The organism is Limnohabitans sp. MMS-10A-178, assembly GCF_003063375.1.
GTDB lineage: Bacteria > Pseudomonadota > Gammaproteobacteria > Burkholderiales > Burkholderiaceae_C > Limnohabitans_A.
In genome coordinates, this window is the sequence record NZ_NERY01000001.1 from 915,853 (window position 1) to 938,683 (window position 22,831).

The window sequence follows — 22,831 nt, forward strand, 5'->3', positions numbered from 1 at the left end:
CTCACATTTCACCCCGCCAATTTTTCTCAGCACTGTCCCAAGCCCCCAAGGCCTGAAGGTCTGGTACCCATGCCAGCCCTGATTTGGCGTCAGATGATGCCGCTTCGGGTGTAACCAACACATCCAGCAAGGCTGGCCTATTGGCCAAAGCGCGTTGAATGGCGGCGGGCAATTCTTCTGCAGACGTCACTCGCTCGCCGTGCATCCCAAAGGCCCGCGCCATGGCGGCATGATCGGCAAATTGCAATTGCGTACCGACCACCTTGCCATGCGTTTCAAGTTGATCTCGCACCTCAATGGCCCAAGCACCATTGTTAGCCACCACAATCAACACCGGTGCTTTGTGCCTAACGGCTGTGTCAATTTCCATTGCGTTGAAACCAAAAGCACCGTCTCCTGTCGCCACTACCACGGTTCTTTCGGGCAGTGCCAAACTTGCTGCAATGCCAAAAGGTGTGCCTACGCCAATGCAGCCCAAAGATCCTGGATCGAGGTAGGTTGAAGCAGGTAAGCCTACTCGGGCAAAGCTCAAAAAGTCTCCGCCATCTGCTACGACCACAGCATCTTCTGGCAATTCGGTACGCAAGGCCGACAGTAGTTTGTTAGGGTGCATCAAGCCATCGCTGCCAGCTGGCGCTTGTTGCATGCTCAAGACCAGTTTGTCAGCTCGTTGTTCGTGTTGTTGCCTGACTTTTGCAGCCCATTCGCGATCTGTTTGTGGCGCTCTATTGCCCGCCAGCTCTAGAATAGTTTCGAGTGTGCATGAGACGCTTGCAAATACCTCAGCTGCCCCCCTGCGGTTGTCTCTCAACTCAGATGCGCAGTCTGCAATGCGTACAAACTTGGCATCTCCAAATACAGCGGGAGAGCCATAGGCCAATTGGAAGTCGAGCTTGCGGCCCAGAGTCACCACCACATCGGCTTGCGACATGACTGAGCCTCGCATGGCGGCCACCACAGACGGATGATTTTCTGGCACAAGCCCGCGGCTTTCGCCTGTGTCTAAATACAGCGCGCCCAGTTTGTCGAGGAGCTTGACCAAAGGCTGTTGGGCTCCTCTTGCGCCACGTCCTGAAATGATCAGAGGACGCTTGGCTTGCCACAAAATTTCCATGGCAGCTTGCGCGGCGGCCATCTCAGGCAGGATTTTGGGTTGAGCGCGCATTTGAAAATATTCGGCCAATTGAACGGCAGGGCTGACGCGTGCACGCAAGGTATCTACTGGAAAATCCAAGTAGGCGGGACCTGGCTCGCCGCCGTGCCCCAATGCCCTAGAAACTGCTTCGTCAAGCTCTTGCAACACCAAGTCTGGATGGCGAACGGTGCGCGCATAGCGGGTGAGAGGTTTTACAAACTCAACGTGAGACATGTCTTGCAGTGCGCCCCGGTTTTCTTGCGCTTGGGGTGGGGTGCCCGACAGAATAAGCACAGAGGCGCGCGCAGTGTGTGCATTGGCAATGCCCGTCATGGCATTGGTCACACCAGGCCCTGCGGTGACCAGTGCAACACCAATTTGCCCAGTAAGTTCTGAATGGGCATGGGCCATGTAAACCGCAGCACGCTCGTCTCGCACATCTACGATTTGAATACCCTGAGCATCGATTTGCATCCAGATGGGCATGATGTGCCCGCCGCAAAGGGCAAACACGCGGCTGACCCCACGGGCTTTTAGAAATTTGGCAATCAGGGCCGCAGCACTGTCGGGGGAAATTTGCGGTGTAGTCATCGTAGGCGGTTTGAATGTGAAGGATGAGTCAAAAAATAAAGTGAACTAAGGCTCTTCTTGTTGAACTCTGAATTCAGAGTTCTGACATAATAAAGCACTTTTTTGCAATTTGCCCCCGATCGCCATGAATTGTTTGATGAATATTTCCGATGCAGTTGCCACCCATGCACGCCTAACGCCCAACAAAATTGGCGCAAGAGATTCCGTGCGCTCTCTCACCTTTGCGGCATGGCATGAAAGAGCAACTCAATTGGCAAATGGTTTGCTGGCGCTCGGTTTGACCAAAGGAGACAGGGTGGCCTTGTTGGCCTACAACCGTGTTGAGTGGATGGAGATGTATGCTGGTTTAGCCAGAGCAGGTCTTGTGGCTGTACCTTTGAACTTCAGGTTGATGACGGCAGAAATTGATTACATCTTGGGCCACAGTGGCGCAGTGGCGATGATTGTTCAAGATGAGTTAATTGAACGTGTAGAGCCCTTGCGCGCTAAATTGAATTTGCCAAGCAAAGTGTTCATTGCATTGGGAGAGGCCATAGGGGGTTGGACTTCTTATGAGCAAATTTTGGCCACAGCCCCCTTGAATGAGCCACCCGTCAGTGTTTTACCCAGCGACATGAGCGCGTTGATGTACACCTCGGGTACCACCGGACGACCCAAAGGGGCTGTTCGCAGCCACGAGGGTAGCTCTCTCATTGCCTTGGCTACAGCGCTTGAGATGGGCTTCAAAGCAGAAGACTCTGCTTTATTGGTGATGCCCATGTGCCATGCCAATTCGCTGTATTTCAGCCACACCTTCACGCAGTTGGGAGCCACTTGCGTCATCGACGATCGCAAAAGTTTTGACCCAGAAACATTGCTGGCCACCTTGTCAGCTGAAAGAATCACATTTACATCTTTGGTTCCCACGCACTACATCATGATGCTGGGATTGCCCGCAGAGGTGAAGGCAAAGTACGACGTTTCTGCGGTTGAAAAGTTGATGATCTCCTCTGCGCCTGCGCGCAAAGATACCAAACTGGCCATTTTGTCCTTCTTCAAAAACGGCAAGCTTTATGAGTTGTATGGCTCAACCGAGGCAGGCTGGGTCACGCTGCTCAGACCCCATGAACAAATTGATCGATTAGGTTCTGTAGGCCGAGAGTGGGCAGGCTCGGGGGCCATCAAGCTCTTAAATTCTGAGGGTCAAGAGGTGCAAGATGGCGAAGTGGGTGAGCTCTTCTCTAAAACCCCCTACGTTTTCGACGGTTACTGGAACGACCCAGAAAAAACCAAAGAGGCTTTTGCAGGGCAGTGGTGCTCGGTAGGGGACATGGCCTTGCGAGATCAAGACGGCTTTATCCACTTGGTTGATCGCAAAAGCAACATGATCATCAGCGGTGGCGAAAATATCTACCCCTCAGAAGTGGAAGGCGTATTGGGTGCTCATGAAAAAGTCAAGGATGTAGCTGTGCTGGGTGTACCACACGACAAGTGGGGTGAGGCCGTGCATGCGTTTGTGGTGTTGCACCACGAAGTTGAGGCATCCGAAGAAGAGCTAATTACCTGGTGCAAAACCCGAATGGCGGGTTACAAACGTCCGCAAACGATCGCTTTCATTCAAGACGAGGAGATGCCGCGCACAGCCACAGGCAAGATTTTGCACCGTGTGTTGCGCCAATCGATTTTGCAAGGGACTCAGAAGCCTTGAATCAAGTCCATGCCCGCTTGCGATAGACTTGGCATAACATGAAAGCCATAGCCACCCAACCCAACCTGGTCGACCAAGTTAAAGATGCCCTCTTAGCAGAGATTGCGTCTGGAAAAATGAGTCCGGGCGAACGAATTATCCAAGAGCAAATTGCCGTGGCTTTGGGCGTCTCACGCCAGCCCGTCCAACAGGCTTTGTTGTTGTTGCGCAATCAGGGCGTTTTGACGGATGCGCCCGGTCGCGGTTTGATTGTGGCGCCACTAGACGCCGATCATGTGGCCCACATTTATGAATTGCGAGCCGGCATAGAAGGAATGGCCTGTCGTTTGGCCGCTGGCCATATCAGCGAGCAGACCTTGAAACAAGGCTTGGCCATCATTGAGCTGGGACGCAAAGCTGTGGCCAGTGGTGCCATTACCAAAATGATTGCGGCAGACATCAAGTTCCATGAATATTTGTACAGCCTATCGGGCAATCCCCTCATTGGCCCCGCCATGGCTACTCACCTAACCTACACGCAGCGCGCCATGGGGGAGGTGTTGATTGAAGATCAAGAGCCTCGAGATATTTGGGACCAACACGCCAAGATCTTGGATGCCATTGGCAAAGGCAAGGCAGACTTGGCCGAAAAATTGGCTAAAGAGCATTTGATTCATGCTTCGCAATTCATGGTGTCAAGGCTCAAATCCAGTGAAAGATGAGCATGCCCCTTCGAAGTTATTTATTTGTTCCCGCCACACGCATTGATCGTATTGCCAAAGCTGCTTCCAGTGGTGCGGGTGCTGTCATTGTTGATTTGGAAGACGCTGTTGCACCGCAAGACAAAGTGATGGCAAGAGAAGCCTTCAAGAAGTGGTTGCAAACGGATGACGCCGTACCAGTTTATGTGCGAATCAATGGCAGTGACACATCTTGGTACTCAGACGATTGCGAGCTGTGCACGGCTGAACGAGTATTGGGTGTAGTGGTGCCCAAAGCTGAAGACCCAGTTCAACTGAATTTGTTGCAGCAAAAGTTACTGGGTAAGGCGCTTTTACCTTTGATTGAAACTGCAGTTGGTTTTCATCAAGTATTGTCAGTAGCTAAAGCGCCTGGCGTTGAGCGTCTTTTGTTTGGCACAATTGATTTCAAAAAAGACCTGGGTATTTCAGGTGATGGCGAAGCTTTGCTGCATTTCCGATCGCACTTGGTCTTGGTCTCACGCTTGGCGGGACTGCAGTCGCCAGTAGATGGCGTGACCACATCCATAGACAACATGACCTTGGTCAGTGAAGATGCACTGCGTGCGTCATCTTTGGGTTTTGGCGGTAAATTGTGTATTCATCCCAATCAAATTGCTGCTGTTGAAAAAGCATTTCTTCCTAGCTCGGAAGAGCTCGAATGGGCCAAGCGAGTTTTACACGCAGCGGCTCAAAGTCAAGGAGCTGCGGTAGCGTTGGATGGGCAGATGATCGACAAGCCGGTCATTGAGCGCGCGCAATCTGTGCTTGCGCGCGCAGCCTCATAAAACTCAGACAGTTCGCGCGCCGTCCACAGGAAACTCAACGCCACTGATGAATTCAGCTGCATCGGTTGCCAAGAAGTGTGCTACCGCTGCCACATCGGATGGGCGCGAAAGCCGACCCAATGGAATGGTGGCAATGAATTTGGCACGATTTTCAGGGGTGTCGGGCTGGCCCATGAACTGTTGCAACATAGCAGTCTCGCCAATCACAGGACAAATGGCATTGACGCGGATGCCATGGCCACCCAATTCGACTGCCATCGATTTACTCATCAAATTCACGGCACCCTTGGATGCGTTGTACCAAGTAAGGCCTGGACGAGGGCGAATGCCTGCGGTTGACCCCACGTTCAAAATAACACCTTTGCCTCGTTCAATCATGTGAGGTACTACAGCTTGGGTCATGTAGTAGATTGACTTCACGTTGACTGCAAACATTTTGTCAAAGATGCTTTCTTCTACAGACAGCATTGACTGGTTGTTGTGCGTCATACCTGCGTTGTTGACCACAATGTCGGGTACACCAAAGTGTTGGATGCAAGTTTGCAGTGCGGCATCGATGTGCGCTTTTTTTGAAACATCGCAGGTAACGAAATGCGCAGAAGATCCGAGTTTTTGAGCAAGTGATGTACCAGCTTCAATTGCAATATCGGCCAAAATAACTTTAGCGCCTTCTTGAACATAGAGCGTGGCAATGGCGGCACCAAAGCCTGCTGCAGCGCCTGTCACGATGGCAATTTTTCCATTCAATGTGGTCATGGTTTGTTTCTCTGTGTGTTTTAACCGTGGTAATGAACCAAGGTCTTGCAGGAGCTAAGTTCTTCAAGCGCCAACATACCTTTTTCACGTCCGTGGCCGCTGCGTTTGGTACCGCCAAATGGCAACTCCACACCGCCGCCAGCGCCATAACAATTCATAAACACTTGGCCTGCTTGAACTGCCTTGGCCACGCGTTGAAGTCGACCAGCGTTCTCTGTCCATACCGCAGCCAGCAAGCCATAGTCGGTGCCGTTGGCTAAAGCGATGGCATCTGCTTCATCTTCAAAAGGCATGGCCGACAGTACAGGGCCAAAAACCTCCTCGCAAGCCAAGGCATGATTGCGAGGAACGGGTCCAAACAAAGTCGGTTTGACAAAGTAGCCCGATGGGCTAAGTCCAGTGGCCAGTGTGCCTTCCGCCAAAACAGGTACACCACTTTCGCGTGCTTGGTTGATGTAGCGGTTCACGCGAGCATATTGCGCTGGGTTCATGACGGGTCCACAGTCGTGGTCCATCTCGGGTGTGCCTACTTTGACTTTGGCAAAGGCCTCGGCCACTTTGCCCACGAAGCTGTCAAAAATTGTGCGTTGCACCAAAAGACGACTTCCCGCTGTACAAGTTTGGCCAGCATTTTGAACAATGGCCCTAACGATAATGGGCACAGCACGTCCAACGTCCACATCGTCAAACACAATTTGCGGCGACTTGCCGCCCAGTTCTAGAACGCACTTAACCGCATTCTTGGCGGCTGCTTGTTGTACCAAGGTGCCCACTTCGTTCGATCCCGTGAAAGAGATGAAGTTGATGCCAGGGTGCGCAGCCAACGCTGCACCGGCTTCTTCACCCAAGCCAGTGACGACATTCAAGACGCCAGGTGGCAACCCAGCTTCCAAGGCTAATTCAGCTACGCGCAAAGCAGATAGGCTGGTGTCTTCGGCAGGCTTGAGTACGGTGGCATTGCCCACTGCCAAGGCGGGTGCGACAGTGCGCCCCAGCATTTGTGCGGGATAGTTCCAAGGGATGATGTGCGCAGTGACACCCAAAGGCTCGCGAATGAGGCTGACCTGATGACCGTTGACAAAGGGGATCACTTCACCGTGTATTTTGTCGGCAGCCGTTCCGTAAAATTCAAAATAACGCGCCAACACCTTGATGTCATTGCGGGCGGTCGTTATGGGCTTGCCAGTATCACGCGCCTCAAGCTGGGTCAATTCTTCTTCATGGTCCAAAATCTTTTGCGATATCTTCACCAAGATACGCCCTTTGTCTGTCAGGCTCATGGCGCCCCAAGGGCCAGACAAAGCAGCACGCGCCGCTTTCACGGCCAAGTCAATTTCATGGGCGCCACCTCGTGAAATTGAATCAAATACTTGACCATCGCTAGGGTTGCTCACTGGCAGGCTGCCACCATCTTTTGCATGGATCCATTGACCCCCGATCAACATTTTGTGCATGAAATTCCTATAGATTGAATGAATGGGTGGACTTTAGGCAAGACTGAGAAATTTGTGAATTGGAATGTGGGCAACGGCGTGTTGCACGGACTGCAAGCCAATATTGAAAGGTCGCGATAAAATCCCGACCATGCTGCCCGATATCGACTCCCTGGCACTTTTTGTCAAAGCTGCCGAAATGCGCAACCTCACACGCGCTGCTGAGGCCAGTCACATTACTGTGCCCGCTGCTAGCCGGCGATTGTCTTTGTTAGAGCACCAATTCAAATCACAATTGTTTGAACGCCATTCGCGGGGGTTGCAACTCACACCGGCTGGCGAACATCTGCTGAAACACTCACGTGAAGTAATTGCTGCCGTGCAACACATGCGCGCAGAGATGACCAACTATTCGATGGGCCGCAACTCGGTATTGAGAGTTTTGGGAAACACCTCTGCCATGGCGCAATTTCTGCCATCCGACGTGGCCAGCTTCCAAGCCTCAAATAACAACGTTCGCATCATGTTGGAAGAGTCTTGGAGTGAAGAAGTTGTGAGACGCGTCAGAACAGGTGAAGCCGATTTGGGTGTGGTGGTAGAAGGCTGCGACGCTCAAGGTTTATGGTTGCAGCCTTATCGGAACGATCAACTGGCCGCAGTGCTCACACATGATGACGTCTTGAAAACCGAAACTGTTGAATTCAGTGAGTTGTTAGAGCGTGACTTGATCGGACTCGAAGCAGGTAGCACTTTGACACGCTTGTTGACTAATCAAGCCGCTCAATACATGCACCCTATGGCACTGCGTGTGCAGGTTAGAAGTTTTGAAGCAGTGTGTCGTGCCGTGCAGGCTGAATTGGGCATTGGCATCTTGCCCTTGGCTGCCGCCCGCAGTTTTGCGCCTGCCATGAAGCTTAAAGTGATCCCACTGTCTGACAAATGGGCATTGCGCAAAATGATGATCTGTGTTCGCAGTCATCCGGCGTCTCAAACACCCTTGGGACAACTGGCCGCCCACTTACAAGCACTCGCCGCAGACGAAGATGCGGCGATTCTTTAACTTCAATATTTAAGCAATGCGCGGCATTGTGTCTGCAAACGACTGACGCTGTCGCATAGCTTCTGCCAAAGCTTTGAGGGCTGGCGTTTGAGGTAACCAGGCTTGATCGGCGTAGCGCAGTTGTTGATAGTCATACAAAACCACCGCACAGATGATGTCCAAAGAGGGCGCAACATCAAAGGGGTACTTGCCATGAAAGCTTTTGGCAAAATCTTCTAAACGCTCCTGCGTTTCAATCATGGTGCGGCGGCGACGCAAACCCACGGGTGTTTCATCAAACAATGCAGGCGCAGTCACTTTGCGTGTAATGATGGTTGTCACTGATGCATCAATGCCGCCAATGGCAATGCCAGCTCGCGAAAGTACACCTGCAGCCGAAGCCGATGTACCCAACAGACTGGGCCATTTTGGCGCGGGGTAGGTGGCTTCTAGCCATTGCACAATCAACATACTCTCAGTGAGTGGTGTGCCATCGTCTAAAACCAGACTGGGTACGCGCGTTGCTGCATTGGCTTGGCGCAATCTGGAATCGTCGGCCCAAGGATCAACGATGGTTGGCTCGATATTCAAGCCCTTTTCAATCATTGCTATACGCGCAATGCGAACAAAAGGTGATGTTGTATTGGCTAGAAGTTTCATCATGAATCCTTGAGTGAATTACGAAATGATACCCAGTTGTTTTTGCATGCTCAAGTTATCCAGCAGTGCCCAGTGACCCACCAATACGCCGTCTTGCACTTGAAACAAGTCCATCACATCAATGTCAATCTTGCGCTGTGTAGCAGGCAAATCGCCGAAGGGGCCTGTATGTGTGGCCTGTACTTTCAAGCGAACCAAAACTTTGTCGCCTTCGGCTACAAAATCGAAGAAGGGCAACTTCATGTCGGGAAATGCTGGCAACAGCACATCATGCAGTTGGGCCACGCCTTCTGGCCCCTTCACTTGGAAGGGCAGGCCGGGGTCGTTGCGAACGAAGTCGGGTGCAATGTGCTTGGCCATCCAAGCGGTGTCGCGTGCCAGAAATGCCTTAAAGTAATCGCGGCAGGTTTGTTTGTTTTGTTCTTGAACAGACATGATATTTCCTTAAATTGATGAAAATGAATTGAAGTTAAGCGGCGACCAGGGTGTAGCCCAGGCGGGGGAAATGAACGTGCAAATCACCCGCTACGTCGTCGTGTCGGTGAATCACAATGTTGAATGCGTCAGAGGCTACCAAGGTGCCCACCACTGGAACGCGTGCGTTGTCTTCTGGGGTGACACTGACCTTGCTTCCCACAGCAATGCCTTCAGAGTTAGCAGAGGCTGTGATGTGTGTCACAGGCTGAGGCTTTGAAGTTTTAGCAATTTCAAATGCTTCCTCAGGTGTCATGGCCGTTGAGGTGCCGTGGCCCAAGGCTGCAATGCGGTCATACCAAGGCACGATAGGGCCGAGGTTGAGCAAGGTGTCTACCTCAGGTGGGCAGTTCTTGCGCAGCAAGAAAATGGTTTGCCAGCAGGCCAGGTCGGCCGCACTCAGTTGATCGCCCAGCACATACTTGTGAGTGGTGACGGCTTGTGCCAACCAAGCAATTTGTCCACGTACAAACTGAACATGCTCTTGAAATTGTGGCGCCATGGCATTTTTAGAAATATCGATGCCTAAATAACCTTCCTTGCGGTCTTTGATGAACTCGGGCGGAATGTGCTCGCCTATAAAGTGAACAAGCACACCAATGGTGGGCACCCACATTTGACGCTCCCACGCAAAACCTAAGCCGCGTGCCAAACCTTCAGTGTCAGAAGGGAAAAGGCTAGGCGTAGGCTTTAGGCGCTCTAGAGCACTCAAAATGGCATGCGTGTCGCAATAAATGTCTGCACCAATTTGAAGGACAGGTGCGCGGCGGTAGCCGCCAGTCAGTGGTGTTAGCAAAGGTCTTGGAGGCAGACCAGGAATATCGACTGATTTCCAGGCCAGCTGCTTGTAGCCTAATGCGGTCCGAATTTTTTCCGAGAACGTCGAGAACTCGTAGTGATGAAGAATGGGCGTAGTCATGAAAATTACTTTCTGGGTAAGGGTTAGTACATGATGTGGCCGCCGTCAACAACAACGGTTTGGCCAGAAACGAAGGACGATAAATCAGACAATAAATACATGGCCGTTCCCACTAAATCATTGGGACGCTGCTCGCGCGAAATAGCTCGCGCTTTTAAGAAGCTTTGTTGCCACTCAATTGGCCGGTCTTTAGTGGCATCGGTAATGACGAAGCCAGGCGCAATGACATTGACACGAACGCCTGCACTGCCGCATTCTTTGGCCAAGCCTTTGGTCATTGCCAAAACGGCGCCTTTGGTGGCCACATAATGCAAATAACCTGGTTGACCTGCCACGGCCACAACAGAAGAAATATTCAGAATAGAACCCGAATTTTGGGAGCGCATGGCAGGCATGACGGCTTTGCAGCATTGCCAAACACCACGCACATTGACTTGGAAAATCCGCTCCCAAATGGCAGGGTCAATTTCTTCGAACGGCGTCAGCTTGACTTCCCGAAAATAAGCCGCGTTATTAATCAGGCCATCAATGCGTCCATAGGCTTTCAAGGCAGCTTCGGCCATGCCTGTGAGTGACTCTTGGTTAGACACGTCCACTTGAATGCCAATGGCACGTCCGCCCAGTTTTTTGATGCCTTCAACTGTTTCTTCTGCCGAGTTCATATCCGCCACAACCACATTGGCGCCTTGTGCAGCACAGCCCATGGCAAAGGCCTGACCAATACCTGTGGCACCACCCGTGACGATGACGGTCTTTTGTTCAAGCAAATTTTGAATGCTCATCTGATTTTCTCCGTTGAATAAAAAAATGTTTGATATGAGATACGGCTGCGTGGTTGAGCAAACCGCCAGGTCGCCAACGTAGGAAGAGGGCAACCAAACCTCCAAAAATGACCATGCGCCATCCTTCAAAGATGCGAGCAGCTTCTAACAAGCCCAAGTCAAATGCAGCACCCAAGAGCGGACCCAATGGCGTTGCAAGTCCGCCCAACATGGCGTAGCCCACTGCATGAATGCCTAGCATCACATCAAATACAGCAGGTTCAACATACGTGGCTTGGTGTGCATAAAGTGCACCAGCAAGTGCGCCAATACCGCCTGCAAAAGTTTGTGTGAGTGTTTGTAAAACGGCTACAGGTTCACCTTGAACGGTGGTCAATTCAGAATCTAAGCCCACCGATTGAATGGACAAACCCAGTTTGGTTTGGCTAATTTTCCAAATCAGTAAAAGTGCAGATAGCAGTATGACGGCAGTTAAAGTGAGGTAAGTTTCTGGGCCCATTTGGTTTTCAAATAGCCACCGGATTTCTCGAAATCCATGAACACCATCGGGTCCTACTTCATACCCTTTTGCATGCTTTGTACGCCAAGTCCAAGATGACAATCCCAAACGTACCAATTCAGCGATAGCCAAAGTGGCCAAAGCAAACTGCAAACCACTGAGCTTTTGCAACAATCGGGAAATGATGGCTGAAAAAACAATGCCTATCAGCCATGCTACCAACAATGCCGTCATCAAAGAGCCATTGAACATAACTGTGACAACTGCTGCTGCGTAGGCTCCAATACCGAAGTAGGCTTGCTGCCCCAGTGAAATACGGCCTGTTTGCAGTACCAACCAAGTTGATAAACCCATTAGCGACAAAATGATCCATTGGGTGTAAAAACCAACGCCAGGGTCTGTGATGCAAAGTGCGTTGTTCATTCAAACCTTCTTTGCATGAGAAAATTTGTGCTTCAAGGAATGGGCTTGAAACAACAAGGCCAAAAGCAAAAGACCCCAAGTTGCAGCGTCACGCCCAATAGGCCCCCACAAGCTTTGCGCATGCGCCTCCGTAATACCAAGAAGGATGGCGCCCCCCAACACGCCGCGCACAGACCCCAGACCACCTAGCAAGGCACAGGTCAGTCCTTTGATCAACACCCACATACCAAACATGGGTGTCACTTGTCCGTCCATGGACAACACTGCGCAACTGGCCAGCCCGCACAAAGCACATGAAACTGCGGTTCCCATATACCGCAGTCGAAGTATGTTAAAGCCGCAAACTTGTGCCGCTGCTTGACTGTAAGACAATGCGCGAATTCCGAGCCCAAGCCGAGAGTGTTGGAGCCATATTGCCAAACCTGCAATCAGAGCGGATGTCAAAAAGAAGACAAAAATTCGATCTGGTCTTAAGTCAATGCCGCCCCATTCAAAATTGTGCTTTGAAGATAAGTCTGGAAATGGGTGTAGGTGATTGGGCTGAAAATTCACTGCCACTTGCTCAATTTGCATCCAAAGCGCAAAACTGGCTGCCAACACACTGGCTTCACGGATGTCCAATCCGAGGGCCACGCTACTTTGTCGGCGCATTCCCACAACGCTGTCATCGGCAATGTCGAAACACATCCATTCCACATAAAACCCCACCAACACGGTGATGACAATCACTGCCGTCCACACCCCGAGCGCTGGAACGCCCCAACGAACATGCAACCAAGAGCCTACATAGGCCGCCAACAGCGCCGTTGCGCCAAACGCCAAGTTGATTCTTCGCAATACACCAAAGCTGATCGTCAGGCCTAAGCCAATCAGTGCATAAGGACCTGCTTCTAGCAGACCCTCAAGCGTGCGTTGTAGCAGTTCAAGCATGGCGCAAATACAGCTTGCTTAGGCGGCGGCGCTGTGGCCTGCTAAGTAAGCACGCTTGACCAAGTCGTCTCCGGCCAACTGATCGGGTGTGCCAGAAAAAGTGACTCGGCCTTGTTGCAAAAGGTAAAAGTGTTGTGCCACTTTCATGGCCATGTGCACGTTTTGTTCTACCAAGAAAATGGTGGTCCCTTCATGGTGCAATTTTTGGATAATGCCAAAAATCTCTGCCACCACTTTTGGCGCAAGGCCAACAGAAGGCTCATCCATCATTAGAAGGCGCGGTCGAGACATCAATGCACGGCCGACAGCCAGCATTTGCTGTTCACCACCCGATAAGGTGCCTGCCAATTGACCTATCCTCTCGTGCAATCGGGGAAATCGGTGCAGTTGCTGTTCTATGTCGTTGGCAATGCCAGGTTTGTCTTTCCGCAAATAGGCCCCAGCCATCAGGTTTTCACGAACGGTGAGTGCTGGAAATACCAATCTGTTTTCGGGTACCAAGGCCAACCCCCGCTGCACAATTTGCGAAGGTGTCAAACCAATTAAATTTTGTCCTTCAAATTTGATGGAGCCATGAGTGGGCTTCAGAATACCCGCCAAACTCATCATCAAGGTGGTTTTGCCAGCGCCGTTTGGGCCCAACAAACATGTCACCGCATTCTGATTGGCTTTCAGGCTCACTTTGCGCAAGGCTTCAATCTTGCCGTAGCCGCATGCGATTTCTTCAATTTCAAGCATCTCTTCTCCTTAGGCTTGCAAAGCGGCTTGCATGAAATCATCGTCGCTGTCGGAGCCCAAATAGGCCGCTTGCACTTGTGGGTCTTGTTGCACCTGTTCGGGTTTACCTTCTGCTATCTTTCGGCCAAAGTTCAACACCACAACTCGATCACAAACACCCATCACCAATTCCATATGGTGTTCAATCAACATAATCGTTTTTCCTTGATCCCTGAGTTTGCGAATGCGTTGATCAAGGTCGTCAATTTCCTCTGAATTCATACCCGCCGCAGGTTCATCCAAGAGCAAAAGAGGCGCACCTGAAATGGCTGCACGCGCTAACTCCAGTCTGCGTTGCTCGCCGAATGCCAGATTGGCAGCGAGTTGATCGCGCTTGTGTTGTAAACCGCAAAATTCCAAATAAGATTCAGTTTCTAACTTGCCTTGAGAAGCAGTTGAAAACCAACGCTCCTTCAAACCTGACCAGCCTGTTTCGCGCACTACACGCGCAGCCCACAAGTTTTGCCACACACTGAGTTGGCCAAACAAACGAATGTTTTGAAATGTTCGGGCAATACCCAGATTGGCTCGCTCATGAGGCAGCAGACTTTGAATGTCTTGGCCTTCATAAGTCACACGGCCAGTAGTGGGGGCGTAGAGGCCAGCAATTAAATTGACAGTGGTGCTCTTTCCCGAACCATTTGGGCCAATGAGACCCAAGATTTCACCGCGATGAATATCGAAGTCAATGCCATCAACAGCTTTGATACCACCAAAATAGCGAGCTAAGTTTTCCACTTTAAGCATGGCGCGCTCCTGTTTTGCCATCACCAACAGGCGTATTTTTTTTGGAATTGAAGAAAGGTAAACGAAGGGGTGCTGATAGCAAGCCAGTAGGGCGAATTAGCATGATGGCCAAAATCAATGCGCCAAATAGCAGGCTTCGCAAATCACCCAAGAAACGCAAGCCTTCAATCAAAACACCCTGAATGAAAACTACCGCAATCAAAGTGCCTAGCAAACTTTTAAGGCCACCAATGATGGGATAAGCAATTGCAAATGTCGCTAGCAAAATGGTGAAGTTGCCATGTTCAATGTGGGTCGTGTAGTGACTAAAAATACCGCCTGCCAAACCTGCAATGGCGCCACCAATTCCAAAAGCCGATACCTTGGCTGCCGTTAAATTGATGCCAGCACTTTGAGCCGCCACCTCGTCTTCACCAACAGCGCGCCACAGTGTGCCAATTCGGGAACGGTCCAACAACCACAGGACCAGCATGACGCCTGCTACCAAGCACCAAATCAGTGTCAATATTTCAAGGCCACTCCATCCGTTCGCAGGGAAATAACGAATGCCACCAAAACCCAAACCACCGTCTGGGCCAATAGGACCATTGGGTGTTTGCACTTGCCATTTGAGATTGAAAAAAACCAAACGCACAATTTCAGCAAATGCGGTTGTGGCTACAACCAGCATCAACCCCTTAACGCGCAGAGCAGGGAAGCCAATGGCAATGGCAATCAAACTGGCTATGACCGCTGCAATCAATAGGGCTGGCCCCAAAGACCAGCCGGCCATAGCCGTCAACATGCCCGCTACGTAGGCGCCAATAGCAAAAAAGCCACCTTGCGCCATACTCACTTGGCCAGTATGAAGGATGCACCAAGCGGACAAACCCAGTAGGGTGTGTACACCAATGACTTGGAGCAAACCGATGTAAAAATCCATTTCAGTTGCTCCCCATCAGTCGCGTCCGCCAGGGGCTGCAAACAAGCCGTTGGGTCGGAACACCAGAAATACAAAGAGCATGAGCATCACGTAGATATCGCGCTCACTCACGCCACGCACAAATTGGAAAAGGCTTTCAGCGCCGCCCACAATCAAGCCTGCCAAAATGGCACCTGGAATACTGCCTAGTCCACCAATGACGGTAACTACCAAACCTTTGACGGTGAGGGGCAGGGTGAGAAGGGGTGAAAGAACGCCAATGGCAGCGCCTGTCATGGCACCTGCAGTGCCGCCTAAAAAGCCTGCAATCACAAAAGTGGAAGCATTGGTTTGATCCACACTCATGCCACATATTTGAGCAGCGATGGGTTGCTGAGCAACAGCACGTGTCGCCAAACCCAGTCGTGTTTTCTCGAGCATGAATTTCAGGCCTACCATCACAGCACAGCCCAATAAAAATACGAACAACAAATCGCCTCGCACAATGAAGGGGCCTAAGTTGAATACGGTGTCTGCAAACAGCGCGGGATAGTTTTGGGGCATTCCTGCAGTTGCATGCACAATGGCCTCTTCCAAAACCAAAAGCATTCCAACCGTGGACATCAATGTGGCCAAGGCTTGATTGAGGGGTAGAAATTTAAAGCACACAAAATAAATCAATGCACCAAGGAGTCCGCCGCAAAGTGCTGCAAACAAATAGACCAAAGGTGTTGGTGCAACACTGACGATCAGTAGGCTAAGGTATGCTGCGCCTACAGATGCAGCAGCGTATGAAAGATTGATCTTGTGCATCACGCCAAAGATCAGTGTGAAGCCGATGCCAATTAGCGCATATGTGGCACCGAACATCACACCGTCCATGAGAGATTGCACCAGATCGAGAAAATCGATCCAGGCCATCTATAACTCCAGTTTCAATCAGTTAGGCTTGTGAGCGACTGTCCACTCGCCTTTTTTGGCTTGAACAAACAAGAAGGGTTTGATAGCCTCACGATCATCTGTGCGGCCAACTTTGCCCAACAAGCCAGAACTTTCTTTCATGCTGGCCAGTGCATCGCGCATCTTTTGGCGATCGGCCTTGATGGTTTCGGGTTTGGCAATGATCTTGGCTTTTTCAATCAAGTCTTTGAGCGTGAAAATGTTTTCCCAAGCAGCTGCATTGTGCAAGTCCATGCTAGCGCCTGTTGCTGCCAGAGCCTGAGCCGCTTTGCGTGCCTCGTCTGTCACAGGGGCAAAACTGGTTGGAATGATCATGCCCTCTGCTTGTGCTGCGCAACCTTGCAAAGTCTCCATGCTGGAGGAGCTGGTTAAGCCCACCATCATTTTGGGTTTGACGTTTTGGCGTTGCATTTCTTTAAGCGCACCACAAGTGGTGAAGGGGTGTGCAGAGATCATGACCAAGTCAGCTTCGCCACGACGCATTTCGCGCACTTGGTTTGAAAAAGTGGTGTCTGCCAGTAACCACTCACTTTGGCCTTTGACTTCAAAGCCTGCTTTGGTGGCAAAGTCTTTCATGACGTTGAAAGTGGCATTGCTGTGGGCAAAGTCTTTTTCAACAGCACCCCAAATGGTTTTAATTTCGGGACGTGTGGCCTTGATCCAGTCAAACAAGCTTTTGTACATGTTGGCTTCGCTAGGCACATTGCGGAAAGCCCACTGCGACATCGAAGCCAAGCCGCCTTTGGCCGCTACGTCAGTGAAAACTGGGAATTGCAAACCGGTGTCGGTGGCATCGCCCACCTTCTTTTGCAGAATGCCAAACAGTGGTTCTGCTACGTTGCTACATGTTGGTCCCACAGCAACAAAACCATCGGTAGATGCAGCAATTCGACGCAGGGCGTTGATGCCTTCTTCTGCTGTACAGCGATCGTCTAAATACTCAAGAACCAGCCTGCCTTTGGTGCCATCGCCCAAAGTGACACCACCAGCCTTGTTAATTTGATCGGCCGCCGCTTTCATGGCCGCTTCGCTGTTCAAGCCGAAAATACGAACGACACCACTCTTGGCGCCAAAACCATAAATTTTGACATCACGTGTTTGTGAATATGATGCTACTGGCAAGAGTGCAGCAATCACGGGAACCAACGCCAAAGCGTTTTTGCGTAAAAATGACATCCTTGTCTCCTATCGTTGAATGACAGGAACATACTGTGACGACAAGTTTGGGTCCTGACAATTTCAATATCATTCACGCTGTGTTGCAGCGAATGCAACATCTGTGTTTCAACGAATGCAACATCTGTGTTGCCGCACTCGCAATACTGAATTCGAATATTTGTAATTCCCTACTCAACTCAATTTGCTCACAATAGCGTTGCATTACGGAATAGCTTTATGAACGACAACTCATCCTTCGCGACTTCAGCGGCATCGACATCAAGGCCGTTGGATGGCATTTTGGTCATTGCCCTTGAGCAAGCCGTTGCCGCACCCTATTGCACCAGTCGCTTGGCTGATGCGGGGGCACGGGTTATCAAAATTGAGCGTCCTGAAGGTGACTTTGCAAGAGGATATGACCGAACAGTCAATGGAGAGTCTTCTTATTGGATCTGGATTAACCGGGGTAAAGAGTCAGTTTCTTTGAATTTAAAAGACAAAGCCGATATGGTTATCTTGAGGGCCATGTTGTCAAAGGCCGATGTATTGATACAAAACTTGGCACCAGGTGCTACCGAACGCTTAGGCATAGGCTCGGAGCAGCTGCGCAAAGATCATCCTCGATTGATCACTTGTGACATCAGCGGTTATGGTGACGAAGGTAAGTTCTTTGGTATGAAAGCCTACGACTTACTGGTGCAAGCCGAAAGCGGCTTGGTTGCTGTGAGTGGAGCGCCTGGAGAGTGGGGGCGCATTGGTGTGTCTGTGTGCGATATCAACGCAGGTCTGAATGCACTAATTGGCATTCAGCAAGCTTTGTTGTTGCGGGAAAAAACGGGGCAGGGTTCTGCAATCAAAGTTTCCTTGTTTGGCTCTGCTGCTGAGCTCATGAGTGTGCCCTATTTACAAGCGCGATACGGTGGTAAAGCGCCAGAGCGTGTCGGTTTGAAGCATCCTTCAATTGCGCCCTATGGCGGATTTACTTGCGCAGATGGTCGCGACATTGTGATCTCCATCCAGAACGAACGCGAATGGGCCGATTTTTGCAACATCGTTTTGCGCCGTCCAGATTTGTTAGCTGATGAGCGCTGCCAGAACAACGCTTCACGTGTAAAACATCGTGATTTTGTCGATGGTACGGTGGCTGATATTTTTGACAAAATACCTAGCGGCGAAATGATTGACCGCTTGACCGAAGCGCAAACAGCTTTTGGACAAATCAACTCTGTGCACGATTTGATTGCACATCCCCAGTTGCTGACAAAGCGAATGAAAGTTCAGGGCAAAGATATTGAGGTGCCTGTGTCGCCTTGGATGGGGCCTTGGGATACAGAGACTTTTGCAGAGGCGCCTCAGTTAAATGAGCACGGTCATAAGCTGAGAAAAGAGTTTGCACGGTAGAAGTTCTAGTGGATACACCATCTAGATGGTCAATTATTCCAACTCCTTTTTCAATTCATGCACGTAGGCTGGTGCAGGGTGCAGGTCTGTGATACAGCCACTTTTTGCAACCTGTCCGGGTACGGTATGGCCTACAACGTCGAGCATGTGAATGGCATCTTCACTGCAAATGTTGCCTCTGGCGCCTGGTGCATAAGGACATCCACCCAAGTCGGCAAATCGTTATGACCACTTCATTGAAATAAATACGTTGCTTCATACAGCACCTCCCACAATGCCTTTGGCTTTGAGTTCTGCAATTTGTGCCGCGCTCAAACCCATTTCTTTCAAAATCGAATCTGTGTCTTCGCCAAGCTTGGGTGCGTTTCGGCGATGTTGTCCGGGCGTCAAGGACAATTTGGGCACCACACCTGGTATGGTCAATTTGCTACCGTCGCTCATTTCAATGTGTTGCAGCATCTCTCTGGCTGCGTAGTGCGGGTCGGCTGCAATGTCGGCAATGTTGTAAATGCGACCAGCCGGCACAGAAACACTTTCCAGTTTTTCTAAAACTTCTTCAACATTTCTTTGAAGTGTCCAGGCCTCAATGGCTTGGTCTAGTTCTGTGACTCTTGCAACACGTCCTGAGTTGTCTGCCAGGCTTGGGTCATTGGCTAAGTCATTGCGATCAATGAGTGTCATCAAGCGCTTGAAAATACTGTCACCATTGCCCGCAATCAAGGCGTATGCGCCGTCTTTGCATTTGTAGGCGTTGGTGGGTGCAATGCCAGGCAGAGCACTGCCAGCAGGGCCGCGGATGGCATCAAATGCGCTGTACTCGGGAAGCAGGCTTTCCATGCAATTGAACACTGATTCGTACAAAGCCACATCAATAATTTGTCCTTTGCCTGTGACATGGCGATGTTGCAAAGCCAACAAAATACCAATCACTCCGTGCAGGGCAGACAGCGTGTCGCCAATGCTGACGCCTACGCGAACAGGCACACGGCCAGGTTCAGCAGTGAGATGGCGCAAGCCGCCCATGGCTTCACCAATTACTCCAAAGCCGGGTCGATTGCGATAGGGGCCTGTTTGGCCATAACCGCTGATGCGCAAAACAATCAGCTTGGGGTTTTGTTCAATGAGTCGCTCGGGTGAAAGACCCCATCCCTCCAGTGCGCCTGGGCGGAAGTTTTCTATCAGGATGTCGGCTTCGTTGGCCAATGTGTTAACCAGTGCTTGCCCTTCGGGTGTTCTGAGGTCCAATGCCAAGGAGCGTTTGTTGCGCGATTGAACTTGCCACCAAACCGACGTGCCATCTTTGAGCATTCGCCATTTGCGAAGCGGGTCGCCACTTCCTGGCGGTTCAATTTTGATGACTTCTGCACCAAAGTCAGCCAATGTTTTGGCTGCAAAGGGGCCAGCAATGAGTTGGCCCAACTCCAGTACCTTCATGCCTTGAAGGGCAGAAGTTTGTGGATGTTGAGATGAAGTGTCTTGACTTTTCATGCGTTGCAAACACCTTCTTCAAGGTCAATCTGTATTTCAGGAAATTTTTTGGAATATTTGGCAATGAGCGGTGGCAAGAATTGACTGATGGCGGCTATGCCAGCAAAGAGTTGGATGTGCCGATCAGCTTCTTGACTGAATCTAGCATGATTTCACATTGGCTTCCACACCTCTGTCGTTCATGTGTAAGCCATTGATTAATTTGTGCTGGCAAGGCCAGTAGCGCCCTGTCTCAGGCCTGGAAAGCTGGCAGGGGCTTGCCTGCAGTCACTAGCACGCTGGGCTTCATGGCGTCATGAACCACACCACCCACCATGTCCGCCGTCACCGCGGAAAGCGTCCAGCCCAAATGACCATGACCGGTGTTGTAGAACACGTTAGTTAATTTGCCCCGGCCCACTCGCGGCATCATGTTGGGCATCATGGGACGCAGGCCAGCCCTTCAGAAATGGTGTCTCTTCGTTGTGACGACATCAACGGCCTGCTTGCCACTGTGGCACAGACTGACGCCATCTATTTGGGTGTGATGGCAGCAGCAAGTGAAGGGCTCAAGGACGGTAGCCTGGTGGAGCTGAACCTCAAGCCCCGCCTACGGGCCACGGCGCGTTTTGCCTATGTCACGCTTGCCGGGCGCACCGAGGCGCCGGCCATGGCCTATTTTCGCCAGTTCCTGCGCGCACATTTGAACGAGTAGGAAGTGCTCGCCCGGTCAGATCGGATAAATGATGGCGTTGGGAATCATTTCGCTGTCGTACACACACAGGCGCTCAGCGAACTTCAGGCCCTCGGGGGTGGATACGATGGTGTCGATGTAGCGGCCCACATTGAACACTTTGCTTTCTTTGTCGAGCTTGGTGCGAAATACCGCGTAGTTGGCTTCAGCATGAATGCGTTCTCCCTCTACCCGCCGCAACACAGGCGCACTCACCACATGGCGCTGGTAATAAGGGTCGTGGTACAGCGTTTCCTGAATGCCATAGACACGGTCTTTGAGCATGCCCTTGCTGGTGAACGAGAGCGTGCAAAGCGGAAATCCGCGCTCATGGTTTTCACGCGGTATGAGTTTGTAAACGCATTGCTCGGTAAAAAACTCAGGCCACAAATCCCAGTGACCGCTGTCTACTGCCAAGGCGTAATCGGCGTAAAGGCGGCCTAAGGCCATATGGGTTTCAAAGTTAATGGTAGTCATTTTTTTCAAGCCTCCATCACTTTGCGCCAATACTCGTACATACCCCTGATGAGCGTTTCGGTTACCATGTGGTCTGTCTCGCTCACATCGCGCCCGCCCAGTTCCACCAGCATGCGATGCTCGGGTTTGGTCTCAAAGGCTTGCTGTGAAAACTCGATCACCTCGCCGTCGTCTGCACTGACAAAACCAGCCGGACCAAAAAGATTGGACTGGCGCAGGCGACGCTCGGTCATCTCGGGTGTGTCGTCCTCAAAGCCAAAGTGCGTCCAGACAAAGTCAAACGCACCGTGCCCATCGGGCTGAATATGCCGAGTCGACACACTGTTGACCTGCTGCTGAAAAATGACGCTGGGAAACAGCGTCATCATCACGGCTGTGGGCATCTTGTCTTCCATCTGCCACCAAGCTTCGGGCACGATGTCCAGAAAACTCGGGTCGTTAAGCTGCATGCTGTCTTTGAAGCTGCTAACTTGAGTAACTTGTGATGCCGCGCCTGTGGCCTGACCCGCACTGCCCCGAGTGGAGATCATGGCCGCATGACGATGGTGCGCGTCCATGCGCAGCTCACTCTTGTTGTCGGCGCGCCAAAGACCAAAGGTCACAAACCAAGTGTGCAACAAGCCGGGGTGGTAGGGGTCCTTGATGTTTTCTTGCATTAGTTTCCAGTTGCCCGGAATGCGCTGTCGGTTGTAGCCCAGCACCACTAACTTGCGGCCGTTGAAAAGGCGATCAAAGTATTTCAGAATGGTCGGGCCCATGAAGTCTTCGAGCGACTCCACATCATGGTCGAAGGCCGCGAACACCACACCACCGCGTGTGGCCACCTTGAGGGATGTGAGGCCATGGTTCTTCGGGTCAAAGTCGGCGGGCATGCCGCCATTGACTTTGCCGTCCTGGCGAACACCGCGCCGAAACGGCACGCCCTGCAAATCGCCTTTCAGGGTGTAGCTCCACTGGTGGTAGGGGCAGACAAACTCTTTTTTGTTGCCATGCCGTTCGCGGCAAAACTGCATGCCTCTGTGAGCACAGACGTTTTCCACCACATGAATTTGCCCGTCTTCGCTTCGCGTCATGATGACCGAGCGCTCGCCCACCACGGTGCGCTTGAAGTCGCCCGCGTTGGGAACTTCGGCCTCCAAACCCACGTAGCTCCAGTGGCTCTTGTAAAAGAAGCGCTCTAACTCCTTCTTGTGAAGGTCTTCGTCGGTGTAAACAGCAAACGGGACGCGGCTGGTGCCTTGCGTTTCCCAGTGAATGGGGTGTTCGGTCATGAGGTGAGGTCTTCTGGAAATGGGTAACCCCAATCATGGCGAAATGTACCGATTTCGTAAATCTAAATTCGCAGATAATTATTATTTGAATTTCAAATAAGGCC

General features: G+C 51.2%; 23 protein-coding genes and 2 pseudogenes. 6 read left to right on the forward strand and 19 right to left on the reverse strand.

Translation table 11 applies throughout. From position 1 onward, the window contains the following. Position 1: 1 nt before the first annotated feature. The gene (locus B9Z32_RS04590) at positions 2 to 1,726 is read right to left on the reverse strand and encodes a thiamine pyrophosphate-binding protein (RefSeq protein WP_108420141.1); all 1,725 of its coding nucleotides are present in this window, start codon (positions 1,724 to 1,726) and stop codon (positions 2 to 4) included. A 136-nt stretch (positions 1,727 to 1,862) separates the two neighbouring features. Here B9Z32_RS04590 and B9Z32_RS04595 point away from each other — a divergent pair, with 136 nt between their 5' ends. The 3 genes from B9Z32_RS04595 to B9Z32_RS04605 are packed head-to-tail and all read left to right on the forward strand — an operon-like array spanning position 1,863 to position 4,920. Next, positions 1,863 to 3,413 (forward strand): class I adenylate-forming enzyme family protein, encoded by a 1,551-nt coding sequence (locus B9Z32_RS04595; protein WP_199219939.1) that lies wholly within the window; start codon positions 1,863 to 1,865, stop codon positions 3,411 to 3,413. Positions 3,414 to 3,451: 38 nt separating this feature from the next. Next, the gene (locus B9Z32_RS04600; RefSeq protein WP_108420143.1) at positions 3,452 to 4,114 is read left to right on the forward strand and encodes a GntR family transcriptional regulator; all 663 of its coding nucleotides are present in this window, start codon (positions 3,452 to 3,454) and stop codon (positions 4,112 to 4,114) included. A 2-nt stretch (positions 4,115 to 4,116) separates the two neighbouring features. Next, positions 4,117 to 4,920, forward strand: coding sequence for a CoA ester lyase (locus B9Z32_RS04605; RefSeq protein WP_369909486.1), 804 nt, complete (start codon positions 4,117 to 4,119; stop codon positions 4,918 to 4,920). A 3-nt stretch (positions 4,921 to 4,923) separates the two neighbouring features. On the opposite strand, the gene B9Z32_RS04610 is transcribed toward B9Z32_RS04605, so the two are convergent. Then, positions 4,924 to 5,676, reverse strand: a complete 753-nt coding sequence (locus B9Z32_RS04610) for a glucose 1-dehydrogenase (protein WP_108420145.1) — start codon at positions 5,674 to 5,676, stop codon at positions 4,924 to 4,926. A 20-nt stretch (positions 5,677 to 5,696) separates the two neighbouring features. Further along, a complete protein-coding gene (locus B9Z32_RS04615; RefSeq protein ID WP_108420146.1) occupies positions 5,697 to 7,130 on the reverse strand; it encodes an aldehyde dehydrogenase family protein in 1,434 nt (477 codons plus the stop codon). A gap of 130 nt (positions 7,131 to 7,260) precedes the next feature. Between B9Z32_RS04615 and B9Z32_RS04620 the strand changes: the two genes are divergently transcribed. After that, positions 7,261 to 8,169 carry a LysR family transcriptional regulator gene (locus tag B9Z32_RS04620; RefSeq protein ID WP_158268175.1) on the forward strand — a complete coding sequence of 303 codons (909 nt, stop codon included), beginning with the start codon at positions 7,261 to 7,263 and terminating at the stop codon, positions 8,167 to 8,169. Between the two features lie 9 nt (positions 8,170 to 8,178). Here the strand turns inward: B9Z32_RS04620 and B9Z32_RS04625 are convergent, their stop codons facing one another. From B9Z32_RS04625 to B9Z32_RS04675, 11 genes are read right to left on the reverse strand one after another with little or no spacing between them, the layout of a single operon-like run. Next, a complete protein-coding gene (locus tag B9Z32_RS04625) occupies positions 8,179 to 8,811 on the reverse strand; it encodes a glutathione S-transferase family protein (protein WP_199219940.1) in 633 nt (210 codons plus the stop codon). Positions 8,812 to 8,826: 15 nt separating this feature from the next. Next, the gene (locus B9Z32_RS04630; protein ID WP_108420148.1) at positions 8,827 to 9,243 is read right to left on the reverse strand and encodes an ester cyclase; all 417 of its coding nucleotides are present in this window, start codon (positions 9,241 to 9,243) and stop codon (positions 8,827 to 8,829) included. A 34-nt stretch (positions 9,244 to 9,277) separates the two neighbouring features. After that, complete coding sequence (locus tag B9Z32_RS04635; protein ID WP_108420149.1) at positions 9,278 to 10,201, reverse strand: glutathione S-transferase family protein; 924 nt, start codon at positions 10,199 to 10,201, stop codon at positions 9,278 to 9,280. A gap of 23 nt (positions 10,202 to 10,224) precedes the next feature. After that, on the reverse strand, positions 10,225 to 10,983 hold the full coding sequence (locus B9Z32_RS04640; RefSeq protein ID WP_108420150.1) for an SDR family NAD(P)-dependent oxidoreductase: 759 nt from the start codon (positions 10,981 to 10,983) through the stop codon (positions 10,225 to 10,227). Further along, complete coding sequence (locus B9Z32_RS04645) at positions 10,961 to 11,905, reverse strand: branched-chain amino acid ABC transporter permease (RefSeq protein WP_108420151.1); 945 nt, start codon at positions 11,903 to 11,905, stop codon at positions 10,961 to 10,963. The genes B9Z32_RS04640 and B9Z32_RS04645 overlap by 23 nt, the downstream gene beginning before the upstream one ends. Then, the gene (locus B9Z32_RS04650; protein ID WP_108420152.1) at positions 11,906 to 12,835 is read right to left on the reverse strand and encodes a branched-chain amino acid ABC transporter permease; all 930 of its coding nucleotides are present in this window, start codon (positions 12,833 to 12,835) and stop codon (positions 11,906 to 11,908) included. Positions 12,836 to 12,853: 18 nt separating this feature from the next. Next, complete coding sequence (locus tag B9Z32_RS04655) at positions 12,854 to 13,573, reverse strand: ABC transporter ATP-binding protein (protein WP_108420153.1); 720 nt, start codon at positions 13,571 to 13,573, stop codon at positions 12,854 to 12,856. Positions 13,574 to 13,582: 9 nt separating this feature from the next. Beyond that, positions 13,583 to 14,359: an ABC transporter ATP-binding protein gene (locus tag B9Z32_RS04660; protein ID WP_199219941.1), complete on the reverse strand. Its 777-nt coding sequence runs from the start codon at positions 14,357 to 14,359 to the stop codon at positions 13,583 to 13,585. Beyond that, positions 14,352 to 15,281 (reverse strand): branched-chain amino acid ABC transporter permease, encoded by a 930-nt coding sequence (locus B9Z32_RS04665; RefSeq protein WP_108420155.1) that lies wholly within the window; start codon positions 15,279 to 15,281, stop codon positions 14,352 to 14,354. The genes B9Z32_RS04660 and B9Z32_RS04665 overlap by 8 nt, the downstream gene beginning before the upstream one ends. Positions 15,282 to 15,296: 15 nt before the next feature. Further along, complete coding sequence (locus tag B9Z32_RS04670) at positions 15,297 to 16,181, reverse strand: branched-chain amino acid ABC transporter permease (protein WP_108420156.1); 885 nt, start codon at positions 16,179 to 16,181, stop codon at positions 15,297 to 15,299. Between the two features lie 18 nt (positions 16,182 to 16,199). Next, entirely contained in the window at positions 16,200 to 17,396 is a 1,197-nt protein-coding gene (locus tag B9Z32_RS04675; protein WP_108420157.1) for an ABC transporter substrate-binding protein, read from the reverse strand. Between the two features lie 219 nt (positions 17,397 to 17,615). Here B9Z32_RS04675 and B9Z32_RS04680 point away from each other — a divergent pair, with 219 nt between their 5' ends. Next, a complete protein-coding gene (locus tag B9Z32_RS04680; protein WP_108420158.1) occupies positions 17,616 to 18,779 on the forward strand; it encodes a CaiB/BaiF CoA-transferase family protein in 1,164 nt (387 codons plus the stop codon). Positions 18,780 to 18,812: 33 nt separating this feature from the next. Here the strand turns inward: B9Z32_RS04680 and B9Z32_RS04685 are convergent. From B9Z32_RS04685 to B9Z32_RS04695, 3 genes and pseudogenes are all read right to left on the reverse strand, one after another. Beyond that, positions 18,813 to 18,989: pseudogene (locus B9Z32_RS04685) on the reverse strand (hydroxymethylglutaryl-CoA lyase); the annotation flags it as partial. Between the two features lie 45 nt (positions 18,990 to 19,034). Further along, positions 19,035 to 20,267: a CaiB/BaiF CoA-transferase family protein gene (locus B9Z32_RS04690; protein WP_108420159.1), complete on the reverse strand. Its 1,233-nt coding sequence runs from the start codon at positions 20,265 to 20,267 to the stop codon at positions 19,035 to 19,037. A 232-nt stretch (positions 20,268 to 20,499) separates the two neighbouring features. After that, positions 20,500 to 20,706 (reverse strand): annotated as a pseudogene (locus B9Z32_RS04695) (FAD-dependent oxidoreductase); the annotation flags it as partial. Positions 20,707 to 20,715: 9 nt separating this feature from the next. On the opposite strand from B9Z32_RS04695, the gene B9Z32_RS04700 reads away from it, so the two are divergent. Beyond that, positions 20,716 to 20,961 (forward strand): LysR substrate-binding domain-containing protein, encoded by a 246-nt coding sequence (locus B9Z32_RS04700; protein WP_233248077.1) that lies wholly within the window; start codon positions 20,716 to 20,718, stop codon positions 20,959 to 20,961. A 15-nt stretch (positions 20,962 to 20,976) separates the two neighbouring features. Here B9Z32_RS04700 and B9Z32_RS04705 read toward each other — a convergent pair whose 3' ends face one another. Together B9Z32_RS04705 and B9Z32_RS04710 are read right to left on the reverse strand one after the other, a co-directional pair. Continuing rightward, entirely contained in the window at positions 20,977 to 21,456 is a 480-nt protein-coding gene (locus tag B9Z32_RS04705) for an aromatic-ring-hydroxylating dioxygenase subunit beta (RefSeq protein WP_108420160.1), read from the reverse strand. A 5-nt stretch (positions 21,457 to 21,461) separates the two neighbouring features. Then, complete coding sequence (locus tag B9Z32_RS04710; protein WP_108420161.1) at positions 21,462 to 22,727, reverse strand: aromatic ring-hydroxylating dioxygenase subunit alpha; 1,266 nt, start codon at positions 22,725 to 22,727, stop codon at positions 21,462 to 21,464. Positions 22,728 to 22,831 lie beyond the last annotated feature (104 nt).

Bases quoted from the DNA above. Each gene is read 5' to 3' on its own strand.
- B9Z32_RS04590 (WP_108420141.1), bottom strand. From the start codon at position 1,726: ATGACTACACCGCAAATTTCCCCCGACAGTGCTGCGGCCCTGATTGCC.
- B9Z32_RS04595 (WP_199219939.1), top strand. From the start codon at position 1,863: ATGAATATTTCCGATGCAGTTGCCACCCATGCACGCCTAACGCCCAAC.
- B9Z32_RS04600 (WP_108420143.1), top strand. From the start codon at position 3,452: ATGAAAGCCATAGCCACCCAACCCAACCTGGTCGACCAAGTTAAAGAT.
- B9Z32_RS04605 (WP_369909486.1), top strand. From the start codon at position 4,117: ATGCCCCTTCGAAGTTATTTATTTGTTCCCGCCACACGCATTGATCGT.
- B9Z32_RS04610 (WP_108420145.1), bottom strand. From the start codon at position 5,676: ATGACCACATTGAATGGAAAAATTGCCATCGTGACAGGCGCTGCAGCA.
- B9Z32_RS04615 (WP_108420146.1), bottom strand. From the start codon at position 7,130: ATGCACAAAATGTTGATCGGGGGTCAATGGATCCATGCAAAAGATGGT.
- B9Z32_RS04620 (WP_158268175.1), top strand. From the start codon at position 7,261: ATGCTGCCCGATATCGACTCCCTGGCACTTTTTGTCAAAGCTGCCGAA.
- B9Z32_RS04625 (WP_199219940.1), bottom strand. From the start codon at position 8,811: ATGATGAAACTTCTAGCCAATACAACATCACCTTTTGTTCGCATTGCG.
- B9Z32_RS04630 (WP_108420148.1), bottom strand. From the start codon at position 9,243: ATGTCTGTTCAAGAACAAAACAAACAAACCTGCCGCGATTACTTTAAG.
- B9Z32_RS04635 (WP_108420149.1), bottom strand. From the start codon at position 10,201: ATGACTACGCCCATTCTTCATCACTACGAGTTCTCGACGTTCTCGGAA.
- B9Z32_RS04640 (WP_108420150.1), bottom strand. From the start codon at position 10,983: ATGAGCATTCAAAATTTGCTTGAACAAAAGACCGTCATCGTCACGGGT.
- B9Z32_RS04645 (WP_108420151.1), bottom strand. From the start codon at position 11,905: ATGAACAACGCACTTTGCATCACAGACCCTGGCGTTGGTTTTTACACC.
- B9Z32_RS04650 (WP_108420152.1), bottom strand. From the start codon at position 12,835: ATGCTTGAACTGCTACAACGCACGCTTGAGGGTCTGCTAGAAGCAGGT.
- B9Z32_RS04655 (WP_108420153.1), bottom strand. From the start codon at position 13,573: ATGCTTGAAATTGAAGAAATCGCATGCGGCTACGGCAAGATTGAAGCC.
- B9Z32_RS04660 (WP_199219941.1), bottom strand. From the start codon at position 14,359: ATGCTTAAAGTGGAAAACTTAGCTCGCTATTTTGGTGGTATCAAAGCT.
- B9Z32_RS04665 (WP_108420155.1), bottom strand. From the start codon at position 15,281: ATGGATTTTTACATCGGTTTGCTCCAAGTCATTGGTGTACACACCCTA.
- B9Z32_RS04670 (WP_108420156.1), bottom strand. From the start codon at position 16,181: ATGGCCTGGATCGATTTTCTCGATCTGGTGCAATCTCTCATGGACGGT.
- B9Z32_RS04675 (WP_108420157.1), bottom strand. From the start codon at position 17,396: ATGTCATTTTTACGCAAAAACGCTTTGGCGTTGGTTCCCGTGATTGCT.
- B9Z32_RS04680 (WP_108420158.1), top strand. From the start codon at position 17,616: ATGAACGACAACTCATCCTTCGCGACTTCAGCGGCATCGACATCAAGG.
- B9Z32_RS04690 (WP_108420159.1), bottom strand. From the start codon at position 20,267: ATGAAAAGTCAAGACACTTCATCTCAACATCCACAAACTTCTGCCCTT.
- B9Z32_RS04700 (WP_233248077.1), top strand. From the start codon at position 20,716: ATGGTGTCTCTTCGTTGTGACGACATCAACGGCCTGCTTGCCACTGTG.
- B9Z32_RS04705 (WP_108420160.1), bottom strand. From the start codon at position 21,456: ATGACTACCATTAACTTTGAAACCCATATGGCCTTAGGCCGCCTTTAC.
- B9Z32_RS04710 (WP_108420161.1), bottom strand. From the start codon at position 22,727: ATGACCGAACACCCCATTCACTGGGAAACGCAAGGCACCAGCCGCGTC.